At 62.4% G+C, this 15,730-nt stretch carries 14 protein-coding genes, 1 pseudogene and 1 other annotated feature; of the genes and pseudogenes, 11 read left to right on the top strand and 4 right to left on the bottom strand.

The genetic code is table 11. The annotated features are described in order from the left end of the window. Positions 1 to 754 precede the first annotated feature (754 nt). Complete coding sequence (locus tag WBB07_RS27695; RefSeq protein ID WP_526312672.1) at positions 755 to 1,321, top strand: cadmium resistance transporter; 567 nt, start codon at positions 755 to 757, stop codon at positions 1,319 to 1,321. A 273-nt stretch (positions 1,322 to 1,594) separates the two neighbouring features. Here WBB07_RS27695 and WBB07_RS27690 read toward each other — a convergent pair whose 3' ends face one another. After that, positions 1,595 to 2,368 (bottom strand): FadR/GntR family transcriptional regulator, encoded by a 774-nt coding sequence (locus WBB07_RS27690; RefSeq protein ID WP_526312644.1) that lies wholly within the window; start codon positions 2,366 to 2,368, stop codon positions 1,595 to 1,597. A gap of 90 nt (positions 2,369 to 2,458) precedes the next feature. On the opposite strand from WBB07_RS27690, the gene WBB07_RS27685 reads away from it, so the two are divergent. The 7 genes from WBB07_RS27685 to WBB07_RS27655 all read left to right on the top strand — a co-directional run bounded on the left by WBB07_RS27685 (position 2,459) and on the right by WBB07_RS27655 (position 10,078). After that, complete coding sequence (locus WBB07_RS27685) at positions 2,459 to 3,811, top strand: aminotransferase family protein (RefSeq protein ID WP_526312642.1); 1,353 nt, start codon at positions 2,459 to 2,461, stop codon at positions 3,809 to 3,811. Between the two features lie 28 nt (positions 3,812 to 3,839). Next, the gene (locus WBB07_RS27680) at positions 3,840 to 4,829 is read left to right on the top strand and encodes an ABC transporter substrate-binding protein (protein ID WP_526312640.1); all 990 of its coding nucleotides are present in this window, start codon (positions 3,840 to 3,842) and stop codon (positions 4,827 to 4,829) included. Between the two features lie 14 nt (positions 4,830 to 4,843). Then, entirely contained in the window at positions 4,844 to 5,791 is a 948-nt protein-coding gene (locus tag WBB07_RS27675; protein WP_526312638.1) for an ABC transporter permease, read from the top strand. Then, positions 5,775 to 6,611: an ABC transporter ATP-binding protein gene (locus tag WBB07_RS27670; protein WP_526312636.1), complete on the top strand. Its 837-nt coding sequence runs from the start codon at positions 5,775 to 5,777 to the stop codon at positions 6,609 to 6,611. The genes WBB07_RS27675 and WBB07_RS27670 overlap by 17 nt, the downstream gene beginning before the upstream one ends. Next, a complete protein-coding gene (locus tag WBB07_RS27665; RefSeq protein ID WP_526312634.1) occupies positions 6,608 to 7,780 on the top strand; it encodes a thiolase family protein in 1,173 nt (390 codons plus the stop codon). Before WBB07_RS27670 ends, WBB07_RS27665 begins: the two co-directional genes overlap by 4 nt. Further along, complete coding sequence (locus WBB07_RS27660; RefSeq protein WP_526312632.1) at positions 7,777 to 9,369, top strand: acyl-CoA synthetase; 1,593 nt, start codon at positions 7,777 to 7,779, stop codon at positions 9,367 to 9,369. The genes WBB07_RS27665 and WBB07_RS27660 overlap by 4 nt, the downstream gene beginning before the upstream one ends. A gap of 184 nt (positions 9,370 to 9,553) precedes the next feature. Then, a complete protein-coding gene (locus WBB07_RS27655; RefSeq protein WP_526312630.1) occupies positions 9,554 to 10,078 on the top strand; it encodes a gamma carbonic anhydrase family protein in 525 nt (174 codons plus the stop codon). Between the two features lie 410 nt (positions 10,079 to 10,488). Here the strand turns inward: WBB07_RS27655 and WBB07_RS27650 are convergent, their stop codons facing one another. Further along, on the bottom strand, positions 10,489 to 11,751 hold the full coding sequence (locus WBB07_RS27650) for a PucR family transcriptional regulator (protein ID WP_526312628.1): 1,263 nt from the start codon (positions 11,749 to 11,751) through the stop codon (positions 10,489 to 10,491). A gap of 161 nt (positions 11,752 to 11,912) precedes the next feature. On the opposite strand from WBB07_RS27650, the gene WBB07_RS27645 reads away from it, so the two are divergent. After that, positions 11,913 to 13,949 carry a fatty acid desaturase gene (locus WBB07_RS27645; RefSeq protein ID WP_526312626.1) on the top strand — a complete coding sequence of 679 codons (2,037 nt, stop codon included), beginning with the start codon at positions 11,913 to 11,915 and terminating at the stop codon, positions 13,947 to 13,949. Then, positions 13,946 to 14,167 (top strand): FAD-dependent oxidoreductase, encoded by a 222-nt coding sequence (locus tag WBB07_RS27640; protein WP_526312625.1) that lies wholly within the window; start codon positions 13,946 to 13,948, stop codon positions 14,165 to 14,167. The genes WBB07_RS27645 and WBB07_RS27640 overlap by 4 nt, the downstream gene beginning before the upstream one ends. A 114-nt stretch (positions 14,168 to 14,281) precedes the next feature. Next, positions 14,282 to 14,376, bottom strand: a sequence feature (AL1L pseudoknot). On the opposite strand, the pseudogene WBB07_RS27635 reads toward WBB07_RS27640, so the two are convergent. Beyond that, positions 14,287 to 14,678, bottom strand: a pseudogene (locus WBB07_RS27635) (transposase); the annotation flags it as partial. Its footprint overlaps the feature before it by 90 nt. Positions 14,679 to 14,726: 48 nt before the next feature. On the opposite strand from WBB07_RS27635, the gene WBB07_RS27630 reads away from it, so the two are divergent. Then, a complete protein-coding gene (locus WBB07_RS27630; protein WP_526312623.1) occupies positions 14,727 to 14,993 on the top strand; it encodes a hypothetical protein in 267 nt (88 codons plus the stop codon). A 63-nt stretch (positions 14,994 to 15,056) separates the two neighbouring features. On the opposite strand, the gene WBB07_RS27625 is transcribed toward WBB07_RS27630, so the two are convergent. Further along, positions 15,057 to 15,218, bottom strand: a complete 162-nt coding sequence (locus WBB07_RS27625; RefSeq protein WP_526312621.1) for a ribosome modulation factor — start codon at positions 15,216 to 15,218, stop codon at positions 15,057 to 15,059. Positions 15,219 to 15,730 lie beyond the last annotated feature (512 nt).

The raw sequence follows: 15,730 nt of genomic DNA, 5'->3' as shown, positions 1-15,730 counted from the left end.
AGCTGCCCATCCGAGCTCGAATCTCCTATTGGAAATTCCAAGCGGGCATAACTGCAGGGGGACTCGATGCGCCGAAGATCGCGCCGGTGTGCGATTTCGGGAAACCTCCTCCCCCATCGCGAACCGGTGTGGCTTCGCTGGCCGGGACAGGTAGCCGCAGTGCTGGCCGTGATGGCGCTGCTGGTGATCGGGGTGCAGCACGCCGAGAAGTGGACCACCGCGCGCCATGACAACGACGCCACCACCACACTCAGCCGGACCCCGTGCCCGGCCTCCCCCCGCGAGCAGACGCAAACTCGGGTGAATCGGCGCCAAATCACCCGAGTTTGTGTCTGCTCGCCCCATCGCCAGGCGGACTACCGATCGGCCCGAGCGCCATCGCAATGAACGAGGCGGAGCAAAACGGGTACCAATCCGATCATCCCCATAGCCTGCCAATGTTGGGTGGACACCGCATCCGCGGCATCGGACAGCGCCGGAACCGCGCGACCTTGGGCTGCGGGGTGAGGCCCCCAGACACCGAACATTGTTGTGTGCCTTTCGGCCCCCGGTAGAACTGCCCACAGCACCTGCACCCGACGTAGCTCGTTGCGAAGGGGCACCCGCCGCACGCCGACGCGGGCTACCAGCGGACGCGCGGTTGGTTCCGCTAGCTTGGACGTGCTGCCCAGCCTGGGCAGAGCGGAACACATCCGCGATGGGCGCATAGGCAGGAACACCATTGGACTGGGCGCTCATCGGTACAGCCGTGGGGATGTTCGCGGTGACGAACATCGACGACATCGTGATCCTGGCCGTGTTTTTCGGCCGAGCGGGCGGATCACGATCAGCGGCGGTTCGCATTGCTGTCGGTCAATACCTGGGGTTCGCAGCAATCCTGGCCGTCTCGATCCTTGGCGCTCTCGGCGCGGACCTGCTACCGGCGTCCGCGATTCCGTACCTCGGGCTCTTGCCGTTGTTCTTGGGACTTCGCGCGGGGTGGACAGCATGGCGCGGGCGCGGGGCCGACAACTCAGCCAATGACAACAAGCCGCCACAGGGTGCTGGCGTCATGCAGGTCGCCACAGTCACTTTCGCCAACGGTGGCGACAACATCGGCGTCTACGTGCCGGTGTTCGCAGTCGCCGGAGTGGCAGGCATGACGACGTACGTTGCGGTGTTCCTGATCGGCGTCGCGGTGTGGTGCCTCGCCGGTTGGTTTTTGGCCAGCAGGCAGGCCGTGGCCAAAATGCTCACCAACTGGGGCCACATCATCTTTCCCGTTGTGCTGATCGCCATCGGTTTGGTGATTCTCACCAAGGGTGGAGCGTTCGGGCTGTGATCGGCGGGCGGCGTGTTGGCTGGCACCGGTGCCCCACCGCCACCTCCAGTTCGAGCAACCGCACAGTGCTGGACAACGACAAGATTTGCTGCCCGCGATTGTCGACGGCCCTATTCAAGATCAGCGAATCGTCGAGCAGGGATCAACAATGGAAATACCCTGCGACACCGAGGAGTTCACAACTCCAAAGCACCATGGGCTCGATCGTTCACCCAGATATCGGCGGCGTTTCGTCCAAGCGACACAGCGCGACGGGTTGCAGTCCGGCCAAGGCTATGAGTAGCGCGGCAGTTTCATGAAGTGTTGATCGACCGCCTGTGCTGCCAACTCCGAGCTCTCTTCGGTAATCGCATCGTAAATGCGTTGGTGTGCATCGAGGAACTCCTCACTCCCCATCGGGGGGTCGAGCTGCTGGGCCTGTTCGAATCGTGTGCTGAGGTTTTCGTTGAGTACGCCGTCAATGGCATCAGCAAAAAAGGTGAGCGCCGGGTTGGCGGCTGCGCGCAGCAATGCCTGATGAAAAGAACGGTCCGCCTCGACTTGTTGCTCGATCGTGTCCGCTGCCCGGAGTGCACGCAGGGCGCGCTGCATGTAGGCCACGAGGACCGGGTCTGCGCTGCGAGCAGCTTCGATGGCCGCTTGGCGCTCCAGAGCGATCCGGACGGATTCAAGGTTCTCCACTGGGAGCCGGCTCGAGCTGATCCCGAGGTTCAGCGCCGCCGCCACGGTGGCCGAATCGAATTCCTGTACGTAGGTGCCTGACCCGGCGCGACGCTGGAGAACACCCAGCCCCTCGAGAATGCTCAACCGGTCCCTGAGAGCGCTACGGCTTACGTCGAGTTCAGCCGCGAGGTCGCGTTCTGTCGGCAACCTGTCTCCGGGATTCATGCTGCGTAGGAGCTTGGCCAGCACCAAGACGACGGGATCCTGCGAAAAATGTCCCAACGCGTATCGATCCTCGGTGACGGATGTTTCAGGCATACGTTCCCCCGTTCTCGCGAGTTTCCACTTCCAAGTGTGGCGCTCATCATATATGGTCAGACCCATGGTCGACCAATTTTATAATTGGTCGTACCTCGAAACCGATTGGTAACACCAACGGGCTACCTTGTTTTCAGCCCAGTTAGAGGAGGCTCTGTGCCCACATCAGTCGAAGTCGACCGGGGACCCGCACTCGGGGACCCACCGAGCACACCTGTGACCAACGTTCTCCACAAACACACCCGCGAGCTCCCTTTGAAGATCGTCCGAGGCAAGGGTGCGTACGTCTGGGACGAGAACGGCAAGAAGTACCTCGATGCTTCATCTGGTCTCAATGTCGTGGTGGGTATAGGCCACGGCGTGCCCGACGTCATCGACGCCATGAAGGCGCAAGCGGAACTCATCACGTTCTGCGGCGGCTTCTCCAGCGAGCCGCAGGAGGAACTTGCGCGGGCCATCGCCGAACGCGCACCGGGTGACCTGAACTATGTCCGGTTCACCTCGGGTGGTTCAGAGGCCACCGAGACCGCCATCAAGCTGGCCCGGCAGCACTTCCTCGAACAGGGTAAGCACTCCAAGTGGAAAGTGATCGGTCGGTGGAAAAGCTTTCACGGCAACACTCTTGGTGCGCTCGCGGCATCCGGCCACACCTGGCGACGCGCCAAGTACACCCCCTACCTCGCGGACTTCCCGCACATATCGCCGGCGTACTCGCTCGAGGATGCCGAAGCGCTCGAGGCAGCGATCCTGAACGAGGGGCCCGACGACGTCGCGGCCTTCATCGCTGAACCCATTGTGGGGGCAGCCGATTTCGGGCGGATGGCGCCAGACGGTTACTACGAGCGAATCCGCGAGATCTGCGACCAGTACGACATCCTGTTCATCGCCGACGAGGTGATGACCGGGTTTGGCCGAACCGGCAGGTTCTGGGGGATCCAGCACTGGGACGTCACACCTGACATCATCACCTTCGCCAAAGGTGCCTCCAGCGGCTACATCCCGCTGGGCGGCGTCGTGATCAGTGACCGTATCCGCGCACAGATCGATGCAGGATCTCGAGCTTTCGAACACGGACACACCTACAACGGGAATCCACTGGCGTGCGCAGTCGGATTGGCGGTCCTGAAGTACATCGACGACCACAATCTCGTCGAGGCGTCGGCAACCAACGGCCAGTATTTGCTGACAGAGCTGCGCTCGGCCTTGGCTCACAAACCGAACATCGGCGATGTCGTCGGTGCCGGAATGATGAACGGCGTCGAGATCGTCGTCGACAAACAACACAAGCTTGCGTTCCCCGAGAGTGCGCGCATCCTGTCGCGAATCGGTGCAGCCACACGTGCTCGCGGCATTCTCATCAATCCAGGCTTCGACAGCCAGAGTCTGCCCAGTGACCCTCAGCGGATCGGAGTCTGCCCGCCGTTGATCTTCACCCGCGAACAGATCGATCTGACGGTGGCTGCACTCACCGAGGCCATCGATGAAGTCCTCACTGACGTCACCTTGTAACCACCCGTAGATCGTTCAGGAGAAGTCCATGCATGTATCGAAACGCACTGCGGTGCTCACTCTCTCAATGGCACTGCTGGCCGTGAGCGCCTGCTCCTCGGCCGGCTCCGGAGAAGGCGCAAACAATACGGAGGGCCAGTACGCCGGTAAGACCGTCTGCATCGACCAGTACACCTCAGCAGGCCTGATCGACGACATGATCACCGGCGTCAGCGAGGGACTCGCCGGCGCTGTCGATGAAGGCCTGCAGGTCAACATTCAGAACCCCCAGGGCGACGCCGGCACCGAACAGACCATCGCTCAGCAGTTCGTCTCGGCTGACTGCACAGTCATCGCCGCCGTCGGTACCTCCGGGGCACAGGCCCACATGAACACCGGCTCGGACATTCCTCTCGTGTTCATGGCCTCGTCCACGCCGCAGCAGTCGGGATTGGTGGACACTCTGGACAGCCCCGGGGGTCGTGCTACCGGAACCTCCGATGTCTTCGACGTGAAACGCGACATCGATGGAATGCGCCTGATCAAGCCTGACATCACAACCGTCGGACTCGTGTGGAAGGTGGGCGATCCGGCGGGTGATCCTCTGGCCGAAGAAGCGACAGAGTATCTCGGCAAGCTGGGCATCAATGCGGTTCCGGCCACCATCACCACCGGCGCCGACATCACCCAGGCCGGCGAAAGTCTCGCCGGCCGAGTCGACGCTGTGATGATTCCCGGGGACACGACCACCATCGGCGCAGCCTCCGGCTTGGTACAGGTCATGGCCGACTCCGACATTCCCGTGTTCGGCGGATCCTCCGGCGTAGTCGAGGAAGGCGGAATCATCTCAGTCGGCTACAACTACCAGAACGTCGGAAAAGACTCCGCCACCATCATTCTCGACCTGCTCAACGGCGCGGACCCCGCATCAACGGCGGTGGTGATTCCGGAGTTCGCCGGTTATGACGTCAACCAAACGCAGGCAGACAAGTTGGGACTCACCATTCCCGGCGACATCCAGATCCTCAACTCCTACTGACCAGGACGGCATTCATGATCGATGCATTCGTCATAGCCATCCAAGTTGGTCTCATGTACGTGCCACTCATATTTGGCATCTACATCAGCATGGGTGTCTTGAGCCTGCCGGACTTCACGATGCAGGGTTCGTTCGGGATCGGCGGTGCCGTCTGTGCGGTTCTGCTGCTCGACGGTGCCAATCCCACCGTTGCCCTCATTGCGGCCATGGCCGCCGGCGCACTCACCGGCCTCGTCACCGCCACGTTGCACCTCTGGCTACAGCTCAATGTGCTGTTGGCGAGCATCCTCGTTGCCGCCGCATCATATTCGATGGCACTGGTGATCATGGGCCGCGGCAACATGCCGCTGGCCGGCGCTGCCACCGTTTTCGACTGGTTCACCGAACGCGGTTTGACCAAGCAGCAATCCACCATCTGTGCGGGGATCTTCATCACCGTCACCCTCGGTGTGGCACTGACCTTATTCATGCGAACTCGCTACGGCGTATCGTTGGTCGCGACCGGTCAGAACATCCAGACCGCACGGGGATTGGGAATTCGCACCGAATCACGCCAAGCCGTCGGGCTCGGCATCGGCAACGGACTGGCCGCCGTGTCCGGCGCCCTGATCGTCCAGAACCAGGGATTCATGGACGTCACAATTCAGAACGGCATCATTGTCATCGGTCTCGCTGGAATGATGGTCGGGCTCAGCATTGTTCGCACACACCGCATAAGCCTCATCGTCGGGGGCCTCATTCTCGGTGTGATCATCTACCGCTTCGTCGTCGCCATGGCGCTTCAGTTCGGCGTCAGCCCCAACATGGTGCAAATGATCACCGCCGTACTGGTCGTGGTCGTGGTGTGGGCGCGCAACAACGGCGGGAACCTTCACCGTCTTTTCACCACGCAGGGCAGAACATCTCTGCGTATCAATCAGTCCCGCTTCTACGAGGAGGACCGCGTTGCAAGCTTCTTCTGACACCCAGAGCCATCTCGAACTCACCAAGTTGTCCAAATGCTTCAAAGGCCTTGGCAAGGATGTCAACCGGGTGATCAACGACTTCACCACCACGATCGACGCGGGAACCACGGTCGCGATCGTCGGGAGCAACGGCGCCGGAAAGTCAACGCTGCTGAACATCGTCGCCGGCACTGTCCTGCCCGACACCGGCGAAGTGCGTGTCGCGGGACGGAACATCACGTATCTGCCTTCCTGGAAACGAATTCCACGCATCAGGCGTGTTCGGCAAAACCCCCAGGACAACATGATCTCGACGCTGACCGTCGAGGAGAACTTCGCCCTCGCACTGTCCGGAACACGCCAACGATTCGGCTTACGCCCGGCCAAAGGCAAAGAAATCCGGGCACTGGCCGAAGAGCGTGTCGCACAACTCGGCATGGGCCTGGAGAACCGCGTGACCGCGCGGTCGGACAGCCTCTCCGGCGGACAGCGCCAGGCCATCGCACTGGCCATCGCCTCCATCGGTGAACCTGCCGTCATCCTCTTGGACGAGCACACCGCCGCTCTGGACCCGAACAGTGCAGCACGGATCAAGGATGTCACCAGCCAGATCGTCAAAGATTCGGGCGCAGCGGCGCTCATGGTCACCCACGACATGTCACATGCCCTGGGACACGCCGACCGGTTGTTGATGCTGCACGCGGGACGCATCGTGCTCGACCTGAACCGCACCGCGATGAACGACCTGACCGTCGAAGAGATTCAAGCCCAGTTCGCCCAGCACGCCGGCGAGGCATTGCCAGACCAAACCACCCTGAGCGCCGGAGGCCGCGCATGACCGACTCACCGTCACTGATCGGCTGGGCTCACAGCCGGTTCGGAAAGTCCGACGCGCCCGATGTGGAGAGGCTGATCACTGAAGTCTCCGGCGCCGCGCTCGAAGATGCCGGGATCGCCGCGGACGATGTCGATGCTATCTACGTCGGCGTCTACAACAACGGTCTGACACCACAAGGGTTTGAAGGCGCACTTGTTGGTGTCGGCACTCCCGAACTGGCGCGGGTTCCGGCTACCCATGTGGAAAATGCCTGTGCAACAGGAAGTGCCGCACTGTTCAGCGCACTTGACCACATCCAGGCCGGCCGCGGACGCATCGCCCTGGTCATCGGCGCCGAGAAGATGACCGGGCTGGCGGGGATCGACATCAACGACGTCCTGTTGAGCGGATCACACCGACGGACGGAATCTGGAGCAGGCAGCTTTGCCGGCATCTTCGGCATGCTCGCCGCCCAATACGCGGACAGATATGGAGACCAACGCCAGGCTCTGGCCCGCATCGCAGCCAAGAACCACCTCAACGGTGTGCGCAACCCATACGCGCACATGCGTAAAGACCTCGGATTCGCGTTCTGCGCCACCGAGTCCGAGCGCAACCCGATGGTCGCTGACCCGCTACTGCGCAGTGACTGCTCGCTGGTCTCCGATGGGGCCGCAGCCGTAGTCGTCGCCGACCACAGCATTGCGCGGACGGCCCGGCGTGCGGTGCAGATCCGCGGACGTAAACAGGCCAACGAACCGCTACCCGTCGTAACACGCCGCGACCCCCTGTTTTTCGACGGTGCCGCCGCCGCATTCCGGGGTTCCCTGACCGAAGCTGGGGTGACGGTGGCTGACCTGCACCTGCTGGAGACACACGATTGCTTCACTCAGGCCGAACTCATGCAGTACGAGGCTTTTGGCCTGGCAGAGCAAGGTAGGGGCCCCCTGGTCCTCGAAGAGGGCACTACCTACCGCGACGGTGCACTGCCGACAAACGTCTCCGGCGGTCTGAAGGCCAAGGGGCACCCACTCGGGGCCACTGGGGTTTCTCAACATGTCATGGCTGCAATGCAACTCACCGGAGAAGCCGGGGAGATGCAACTGGGCACCGTCGACCTCGCCGCAGTGTTCAACATGGGCGGCGCTGCCGTCACCAACTATGCCACCGTCATGGAGCGCCTCCGATGAGAGAACTGCCGTACCGCGCCGTCAACATCGCCCACCTTCTGACCAAGACGGCCATGCGCCTGCCTGACGAAGACGCCCTGATCAGCGGTGAAACCCGGGTGACGTGGCGCAAACTCAATGAGGCCGTCAGCTGCCTCGCACATTCGCTTCGCGAACGCGGAGTCGGTATCGGGGACTGCGTGATGATCCACAGCAGCAACCACATCGAGTATGTGCAATCGATGTTCGCGGTGTGGCGTGTAGGCGCCGTCCTCGCGCCGACCAATGTCCGACTGACACCGGCAGACGTCGTAGGCATGGCACGTACCTGCGAACCGTCGCTGTTTCTGTGCCACAGAGATTTCCCCGAGTTCGCGGCAGCAGTCCGCGCTGACCGGGACCTCGCCGGGGGTGTGTTGTGGCTTGGCGGTGACCCGTCAGACCCGCATTCGGTTGCTGCGCAACGCGAAAACAGTCACTTCGACGACGCTGCGGTCAGGGTCGGCGATCCCGCCTGGTACTTCTTCACCTCCGGCACCAGTGGGCCCCCGAAATGTGCGATCCTGACCCACGACCACATCGGCTTCGTGGTCAACAATCACCTGTGTGATCTGATGCCCGGCACCGTGTGGAGGGACCGATCCCTGGTGACCGCACCGTTGTCCCACGGTGCCGGCGTCCACATGCTGCCGCAGGTCGCCGTCGGCGCCGCCACCGTGCTCACTACCTCGCCCACCCTCGACGGCGCCGAAGTGTGGCAACTCGTCGAACGCGAACATATCTCCAACATGTTCACGGTCCCAACCATCCTGAAGATCCTGGCCGAACACCCCGACGCCGGCACCCGCGACATCTCCTCGCTGCGTTACGTCGTTTACGCGGGTGCGCCGATGGCCTCCACAGATCAGCAGTATGCGCGCCGCATCCTCGGGGACGTCCTGGTGCAGTATTACGGCCTCGGCGAGGTGACCGGCAACATCACTGTGCTACCGCCACAATTGCACGACCACCCCTCCCCCGACGGTGTCGAGATCGGCACCTGCGGATATCCGCGCACCGGCATGCAGGTTTCCATCCAAGACCGCGACGGCAACGAACTTCCGGCAGGCCAGACCGGTGAGATCTGTGTCAGCGGACCGGCCGTGTTCGAGGGCTATCACAACAACGACGCCGCCAACGCCGCCGCCTTCCGCAACGGTTGGTTCTGCACCGGAGACCTCGGACAACTCGACGATCGCGGATTCGTCTATGTCACCGGCCGCGCCTCAGACATGTACATATCCGGAGGATCGAACATCCATCCGCGCGACATCGAGGAAAAGCTGCTGGAGCACCCGGACATCTCGGAAGTTGCCGTACTCGGGATGCCGGACCCGAAATGGGGTGAAATCGGCGTCGCCGTCTGTGTTCCCGTGGCCGGAAGTAGCTGCGACGCCCAAGAACTTCGGGAGTGGCTGGAACCTCGGCTCGCTCGATACAAGATTCCGCGTCAGTTCCTGATGTGGGAAGAGCTCCCCAAGTCCGGCTACGGAAAAGTCGTGAAGCGGACCATACGCGAGCAGCTGTACGCGTCGGACTGGTCGACCACAACCACGACAGTGCCATCGTGAAAACGGTTTCCCGGTCAGAAGTCCGCCCGCAGCAATCGTCGCGCCCAGGGGCATCACCAAAGCGTCGCGCGATACTGCCCGCTGCAGCGGATCTGTGTATCGGCCAGACCGGGCAGTGCCTACTTCTCCCGACCAACCTCCTCAACCCGACCGCTCCATTCGCGGCGACGGAGGACACGACCAGGTGATCATCTCGCTCGGAAGGCTTGCCCCGAGTGTCGCCGGCAGCGCATGGACAGCCCCTACCGCCGCCATTGTCGGCGAGGTTCATCTGGGCGAAGAGGCCAATGTCTGGTATTGCGCAGTCGTCCGCGCCGACGATGCACCCATCAGAGTTGGTAGCAGGACGAACATCCAGGACGGGTGCGTCCTGCACGCCGACCCAGACCGGCCGATAACCGTCGGCTCAGGTGTCACGATTGGGCACAACACCACGTTGCACGGATGCACCATTGCCGACAACGTGCTGATCGGTATGGGCTCAACGATCCTCAACGGCGCACACGTCCGGTCCCACAGCCTCGTCGCCGCGGGCTCCCTGCTGCCCCAGGGCTTCTCAGCACCCGAGGGATCCCTGATCGTCGGCGCTCCCGCCACCGTACGTCGCTCGCTCAACGATGCTGAGCTGGCCGCCATCCACGCCAACGCGGACCACTATGTCGGGCTCGCCGCCGTGCACCGCAACGCCGAACCGCAGGCGTTGCATTGACGTCAAACGCGAACCGGACCAGGCACCATCGTCATCAGGTAGTGAACGGCAAGGTCGGATGTTGGCCTCGGCGCGGACACTGTGGTGGCGACCCAGGGTCGGGTCCTCGTCGCGGGCCTAGGCACCGAATGGGTCCCCCTCACCTCAGCCATGTCTTCGACCCCGGGTCACCGATAGACAAGTTAGCGTCGATGACATCGGGCACGACGCCATTCAACAGCTCCTACAATCGATTCAGTGTGTTGTTGCGCGGCAATCTCGGGGACTCCGCGAGGAGTACACAACTCGTCATCGACGGCCCTCGAGCGCGGTCAGCGATGGTTTCGAGGACTATCCGGACATCATTCTTATATCGTCGCGCGCTGCGACTCCGATCGGTTCGGACCGCGGGCCTTCGAGAGTCCGCAGGGTCAGCCGAGTACCGGAGCGCCCAACCAGTGACACAGCTGTAAGGCCACTTCGACGTCGAGTCTGTCATCGGTGATGGCTCGGCCTCGGCGTTCGAGCGCTCGCCGCACGCGGTACTTGACGGAATTAGCATGCAGGTGAAGCACTTCGGCGGCGGCTTTGTGACTCGAGCCTGCGCTCAGGAACACCCGCAATGTATCGCGCAACACTGCGTCGTTGTCTGTCCGTCCGGCGAGCGGGCCCAGTACGTCGGCAACCCAGATGCTTGCAGCCCCCATGTTTTGGCCGAACAGTGCCGCGACAGAGAAGCCGGGATCGCTTGCGGCGGTGAGCTGTCGCGCAGGCGAGCCGGGCGAGGTCGCAAGGGTGTAGGCGCCCTGAGCTTGCTGATGTGACCGGCGAAAACCCTCAATGCCCGGCAACGGAATGCCGACGGCAATCCGTGGTGCATCCTGCCCATTCTCGATAAACGTGCGGATTCGTGCCACTGCAGTGGACGCAGCCTGTGCAGCCGCCGGGATCCACGCCCACGCGGTCGAGCGGTCCGCCGGGATGAAAAGCGAAGCGTCGCCTGCACCGAGGTACTGACCGAGCTGCTGCACGAACCTCTCCAATTTCACCAAATCTTCATCGGTGCCCGCCCCGCGGGTCCAAACCACGAGAGCCAGGTGAATCTGCCTGAAGGGGTACCGAATCTCCGAAGTCATAGCATCGACGTCGCCGTCGGTACCGTCGAGAAGTTCTCGAACCCGCATGGTGCGCATGCTGTTTCGGTTCTCCATCCAGCGGTCACGTTCGCCTTGATACGTGTAGACCACCTGCTGCGTAATCCAATCGATATAGCCAAATGTCGTTTCGGCGATGTAGCCGACTACGTCAAGGCCCAGCTGCGGATCCAAGTTCCCGAGCCGGATTTTGGCGAGCGCGGCGTTCACCAAGGCCATATGACCGAGCCGGTACCCGCGCATCAACGCAGTGACCGACACCCCCCGCTGCGCATAACGCCGCGCCTGCTCGAGGGCGGCCGTCGGCGGCTCTACGTTCTCGATGGGAATGGCGTAGCGAATCGCCGAGAGCACGGTGTCGATGTTGCCCTCCACACTGTCACGCAGCACCTGAGGGTCTTCACGTATTTCGGCGATCTCGGCGAGCAACGACCGATGGGTGGAATCGATGAGTTCGTCCCGCTGTTCGACGAGTGCGCTGACGATCTGCGCCGCCGATTGAGCGATTGCCGCGTCATCCCCGCGGCCCGTGTCCACCATCACCCGATCCTAGGTCGCCGGAGATCCAACCCGCGGAACCTCTTTGTCTCCGCAAGACAACAACGGCGCAGATTTGGTCGGCGCAGGACCTCGCCCACAAAGGATGACCGGGCTCACTATTGGCCAATCAGCCAACGGCTCTTTGCCCCGAACGGAGGCCCATGTCGACCGTCGACGTCACGATCGGCCGTACACAGCCCGGAACCATTGAACGGCGCGGTCTTCCGGATCCCGGCGAGTCTGTGCCCAAGCTGGCGTGGCCCACCCTCGCTGTTCTCGTTGGTGCCCTACTCGTGTTCGGCATTTCATCGCTCGCCGCGATTGGCGGTCATGCGCCGATCTGGGTCACGATCCTCGCCAACGCTGCGGCGATATTCGCGATGTTCACGGTTATCCATGATGCAGTGCATCACGCGGTCAGTACGACGCGCTGGGTGAACGGATTGGTCGGACGCTTGCCCGCGTTCTTCGTCATTCCCCTGATCTCGTTGCCGTCGTTCGCATTCATCCACATCGAGCACCACCGCAACGCCAACGATGACGACAACGACCCGGACTCATTCGCATCGCACGCCCCGATGTGGCAACTGCCGTTCCGCTGGGCCCTCATCGAGGTCTTCTATGGGGCCTTCTTAGTGCGGCGACTGCGGAGTCGACCCAAGGCCGAGGTCGCCGAAACGGCGGCGCTTGTGACGCTGAGCGTGGCACTGTTGACGGTCGCGATCGTGACGGGGAATTTCTGGACACTCGCGGTTGTCTACCTGATCCCGCAGCGTATCGGGCTGATCTTCCTCGCATGGTGGTTTGATTGGCTACCTCATCACGGGTTGGAAGAGACCCAGCGCAGCAATCCGTACCGAGCGACCCGCACCCGGGTCGGGATGGAATGGTTGTTCACTCCGCTGCTGCTGTCGCAGAACTATCATCTCGTGCACCATCTGCACCCCTCGATACCGTTCTACAAGTACCTGACCACCTGGCGCCGCAACGAAGCGGCGTACCTGGAGCGCGGGGTCGCGATCGCGACCGTTTTCGGCCAGCAGTTGAACCCCGACCAGTTCCGGGAGTGGAAGCAGCTCAACAGCAAGCTCGGACGAGTGCTGCCACTGTGGAGACCGTCCGGATCGAGCGCCCCGCACCCGATGCTTCACCGTCTCCCGGTGGCCGCCGTCGAAAAGCTCACTTCCGATAGCACCCTGGTCACTTTCACTGTTCCCGAGGACTTGCGTGACCAGTTCCGCTTCGAAGCGGGCCAGCACGTGGCCGTACAGAGCACCCATGACGGTCACAGCATTCGCCGCACTTACTCAATTTGTACGCCCGCAACGCAAGACACACTGCAGATCGCAGTCAAACACATTCCGGGAGGATCCTTCTCGACATTCGTAGCCGACGACTTGAAGCCAGGCGACGTGTTGGATCTGATGACGCCGACAGGAAGCCTCGGCACCCCGATACACCCGCTTCAGCAGAAGCACTACGTCGGTCTGGTGGCCGGCAGCGGAATCACGCCGGTACTGTCGATCCTCGCGACCGTCTTGGAGGTTGAAACCCAGAGCCGATTCACACTGATCTACGGCAACCGCACACAAGAGTCGACGATGTTCCGCACCGAACTCGACCGCCTCCAGACGCGCTATGCCGACCGCCTGAAAATCGAGCACGTATTGTCCGACGACCCGCGGCATACCCCCGAGCTCTGCGGCCACATCGATGCGGACAAACTCGACCGTTGGTTGACAACCGACCTGGCTCCGGAAACCACCGACGAGTGGTTCCTGTGCGGGCCGATGGGCATGACCACCACCGCATGGGAGACGCTGATCGGGCACGGCGTCCGCCCGGAACAACTTCACCTGGAACTGTTCTTCGGCTACGCCCAACCCATGCAAGCCGCCCGCGACTATGAACCGGCGACTGTGACTGCCAGGCTCGGCGGGCAGGAATCGACGTTCGATCTCGCCCCCGGTGAATCGATCCTCGAAGGCGCACTCCAGGTACGCAGCGAAACGCCCTACGCCTGCATGGGCGGCGCCTGCGGTGCATGCCGAGCCAAACTCGTGCGCGGCACCGTAGAGATGGACCAGAACTTCACACTCGGCAAAGCCGACCTCGACGCCGGCTACATTCTCACCTGCCAATCGCACCCCACCAGCCCGTCGGTCGAAGTCGACTACGACGCCAAGACCAGCGAATGACCACCCACGACTACGATTGGCTCGTCATCGGCTCGGGCTTCGGCGGCAGCGTGGCGGCTCTGCGGTTGGCCCAAAAAGGCCACCGGGTAGGAGTTCTCGAGCGAGGCCGCAGGTGTGGCGACGAGGAATCCGCCGAAACGACATGGCAGCTCGGCCGGTACTACTCGATGCCCAAACTTGACCTGAAGGGGATCTTGGGGGTTAACAAACTTTTGTGACGTGTTCGTCGCGTCGGGTTGCGGGGTCGGATGTGCCACGCCGGCGAGTCGTTCAGGATCCTTGCATTCGCAAGAACCCCCGCTGTGCCGACAGTGTGCCAAGAGGCGCAGAAACGGGTGAGCTCGACCCCGAATTCTGCCCGTTGGGCGTCGATGAAAGCGACTGTTTCTTGTGTTGGCGGTCGAGCTCCGCCCCGAAGAAACTCGCGGCTCGTTTCACAATCTCGTCGGCCCGCTTGAGTTCTCGGATCTCTTGCTCGAGCTCTTCGACCTTCTGCGACTCGACGGTCGTTACTCCGGGTTCGTAGCCGTCGTCGATGTCGGCCTGGCGGACCCACGAACGTACCGATTCGACTCCGTAGCCGAGCTGGTGAGCAACCCGCAAGACCGTGCCTTGCTCAGTGCCGAGTTCAGAACGTAAAGCGCGCACCATCCGTACGGCTGCAGCCTTCTCCTCCGGGCTGTACCGGCGGCTGGTCGGCTTCTTCCCCGATGACGATTCCGTGGGCATACCTGCATCCTCGTTTCCAAGGTCAGGAGCCTCCGGGATTTCCAGAGAGTGTCAGCTGCCCGGCAGGACAAGCAAGCCTGGGAGTTCTACTCGGCACGCTGCCAAGCTGCAATCGGAGACCTGACGCAGTACGCCGCTGTGCTCGACGAGTTCTTCCGCGGCCGCAACCCGAACTACGAGAGCGCGACCGCCGTCGTCGCCGGATCGTCCGGCAAAGTCATTTCAGTGGACACCGACCCAAGCGCGCCCGACAGTGCTTCCCTGCCGCGCACTTGGACTTTCATCGATGGCCGGTGGCAGTTCGACAACTGCTGAAACTTTGACCATCGACTCGCCCCTCGGCAGGTCAGGAGTCGTGGCAACCGCCCAGGTATCGCATCATTGCCGGCCACTATTGATCCGGACCGACATCATCCGCATGTACCCGCGCATCCACAGCTTTGCCAGGACCAACGAGTCTTCGTTGTACGGGTTGCGGTCGCCGGGGTCGGACAGTGAGCCGGAGTAGAGCGCGAACACGTACTCGGCGCGCTTCGTCACCCACCAAGCATGGCTGCACGCGATCCTTGAGCGTCGGATCCCGCGCCGAAAGGATCGGGTGAGTGTTGGACGCGCCGCCGGACGCGAAACCTCCTTGGGATTTCGGATGTGAAGGGCAAGCTTGAGATCAGCGCCATGGCTAGCGGAGACTTGCGCGTAGGAACCTGGCTCCGACCGACGGCTCGCTTTTCGCCGCCTTCCTCGAATCTGACGCCTGAATTGGTGCGACCGATTTCGTCGGGGAATCGCTTTGCCCGGTGCCCTTCGAGATGCCCGCTGATGTGCTCGAATAGACGTGTGACTAGCCGACAACAGCGGTCGCCACCGCCAGGCAGCCGGCCAGAATGCGGATCCCCACAAGCCAATTGCCCGGCGGAATGAGACTGTGACGGCGCTCATCGAAAGTCCCCAGCTGTGCTCGCTGAAAATCCCCACCTGTGAGCATCGGTCAGTGTAGTGGTTGGCGGGTTCCGGTGGTGGCTCGGCGTAGGGTGTCGGTGGCGGCGTGGTGG

This window comes from Mycobacterium sp., assembly GCF_049647605.1.
GTDB lineage: Bacteria > Actinomycetota > Actinomycetes > Mycobacteriales > Mycobacteriaceae > Mycobacterium.
This window is presented reverse-complemented; position numbering and strand designations above follow the sequence as displayed.